This is a genomic window from uncultured Wocania sp. (assembly GCF_964021735.1).
In the GTDB taxonomy this organism is placed as follows: domain Bacteria; phylum Bacteroidota; class Bacteroidia; order Flavobacteriales; family Flavobacteriaceae; genus Wocania_A.
In genome coordinates, this window is sequence record NZ_CAXIBN010000276.1 from 1 (window position 1) to 2,386 (window position 2,386).

The window sequence follows — 2,386 nt, forward strand, 5'->3', positions numbered from 1 at the left end:
CGTCAAAATAAATCAATCATGAAAAATCAAAATTTTGTATTAATCTGGTGTTTTTTCCTATTTACTTTATTAAGTTGTAATAAATCTGGTGTTTTTGACGAACCCGATATTGCAGAGCCAGGACCAAGAACTTATGAAAATGTTCAAGAAGATTTTGAAAATATTGATTTTAAAACTGGACATAATGATGTGCAACTAGAAAATCTTGAAAATGATATTTGGAAGTTTAGAGTAGTAATGCCCGATGTAGATTTTACAAATAATAACAAGAGACCTCTAATTATTACTCTACATGGATGCGCTTCATGTGGTATATCTCCTGATTCGCATAAATTTACGGAGTGTTTAGCCGAAGTAGGGTTTGAATCTCTTGATGCCATTATTTTAAGTCCTAATAGCAACGGTAAATTATGGCCTACAATAGAAAATAATGAGCAAGTTAAAACTCTAGTAGATTTGGCATCTACTTTTCTTCCTGTAGACACAAATAAAATTGTAATACATGGTTATAGCGACGGAGGTAATGGAAGCTGGTTTTTTGCTGAAACCCAGTCTAACATATTTTCAGCATCCATTCCTATGGCAAGTCAATATAATACCACAAACAGTGGTGTAGGCAGACAAATACCTATTCCTGTATATGTTATTCATGGACAAGAAGATGCGCTATTCCCTGTAGAAAATGTCGAAAATTGGGTAAATGCTAGTATTGACTCTGGTAGTGATATTACAATGGTTATAGCTCCAGATTTAACCCATAATGAACCTTGCGAATATGCATTCTATTTACAAGATGCTGCTGATTGGTTAGTTAATCATGTTTGGAATTAAATTTAATATAAGAAAAGCTTTAGAATCTGATAAATATATCAGGTTTTTTTATGTTATAAATTAAGTAAATTAGCTCTCAATTAATTCTCCATTATTTATGAAACAGTACTTTTTGTTGATTTAAAATCTTATCATATAAAATAACATGTTTTGAGTGCCTAGTTTGATTTGAGTAAGCCAAAACAGTGAGCGCATTAGAGATTGCAGGGAAATCCCATAGCGAGGCAAGAGCGAGGACTTGTAGAGAAAAGCCCGCCCCTTGGGGAAAGCCCAAATAATTAAAAAAAAAATGTGACTTTTAAACCATTTTTGTATCTAATAAACTAAAGCATTAAAAAAATAATCTTTTTTGTAACAAAATATAACATTTGTACGTATAACTATTGAACGACCTATTATTCACTTAATTAAATACAGGAGCACATTACATGAGACAACTTAAAATTACGAAGCAGGTTACCAATAGAGAAACTGCATCGTTAGATAAATATCTACAAGAGATTGGAAAGGTTGACTTAATTACCGCAGATGAAGAAGTAGAATTAGCACAACGTATTAAAGCTGGAGATCAAATAGCTTTAGAAAAGTTAACGAAAGCTAATTTACGTTTTGTAGTATCGGTAGCTAAGCAATACCAAAACCAAGGGCTTACTTTACCGGATTTAATTAATGAAGGTAATTTAGGCTTAATTAAAGCGGCACAGCGTTTTGATGAAACACGTGGTTTTAAATTTATATCGTACGCTGTTTGGTGGATTCGTCAGTCGATTTTACAAGCTTTAGCTGAACAATCGCGTATTGTACGTTTGCCATTAAACAAGATTGGCTCCATTAACAAAATTAATAAAACGTTTGCCTTTTTAGAGCAAAGTCATGAGCGCCCACCTTCTGCTGAAGAAATCGCAAAAGAGTTGGATATGACAATTAATGACGTAAAAGAATCTATGAAGAATTCTGGTCGCCACGTAAGTATGGATGCACCATTAGTTGAAGGTGAAGATTCTAATTTATACGATGTATTAAATTCTGGAGAGTCTCCAAATCCTGATAGAGAATTATTACACGAATCGTTACGTACAGAAATTGAAAGAGCCCTTGAAACCTTAACACCTCGTGAAGCAGATGTTATTCGTTTATACTTTGGTTTAGGAAACCAACACCCAATGACTTTAGAAGAAATTGGTGAGACTTTCGACCTAACTCGTGAGCGTGTAAGACAAATAAAAGAAAAAGCTATACGTAGATTAAAACATACGTCTAGAAGTAAAATATTAAAAACATATTTAGGATAGTAATTAATTTACGACTAAATTACGACAACAAACAGTTTCACATAACTGTTCGTTTTTTGATTGATGAAAGAACCCGTGGCTGATTACCGCGGGTTTGTTTTTTTATACTATTTTTGCGCATATAAATAACTTATCATAATGAGCACAAAATTAATTGCACCATCAGTTTTAGCAGCAGATTTTGCAAACCTACAACGCGACATAGAAATGATTAACCAAAGTGATGCCGATTGGTTTCATATTGATATTATGGATGGGGTTTT

2 protein-coding genes and 1 pseudogene are annotated in these 2,386 nt (G+C 33.1%); all 3 read left to right on the top strand.

Annotated features, from left to right (window positions below; all coding sequences use genetic code 11):
* On the top strand, positions 1-831 hold an 831-nt coding region (locus AADI82_RS14910), incomplete at its 5' end, for a dienelactone hydrolase family protein (RefSeq protein WP_341217203.1).
* 428 nt (positions 832-1,259) lie between these two features.
* Positions 1,260-2,123, top strand: a complete 864-nt coding sequence (locus AADI82_RS14915) for a sigma-70 family RNA polymerase sigma factor (RefSeq protein WP_034041378.1) — start codon at positions 1,260-1,262, stop codon at positions 2,121-2,123.
* A gap of 138 nt (positions 2,124-2,261) precedes the next feature.
* Positions 2,262-2,386, top strand: a pseudogene (locus tag AADI82_RS14920) (ribulose-phosphate 3-epimerase); the annotation flags it as partial.

Coding starts and splice junctions, on each gene's coding strand:
- AADI82_RS14915 (WP_034041378.1), top strand. CDS start 1,260: ATGAGACAACTTAAAATTACGAAGCAGGTTACCAATAGAGAAACTGCA.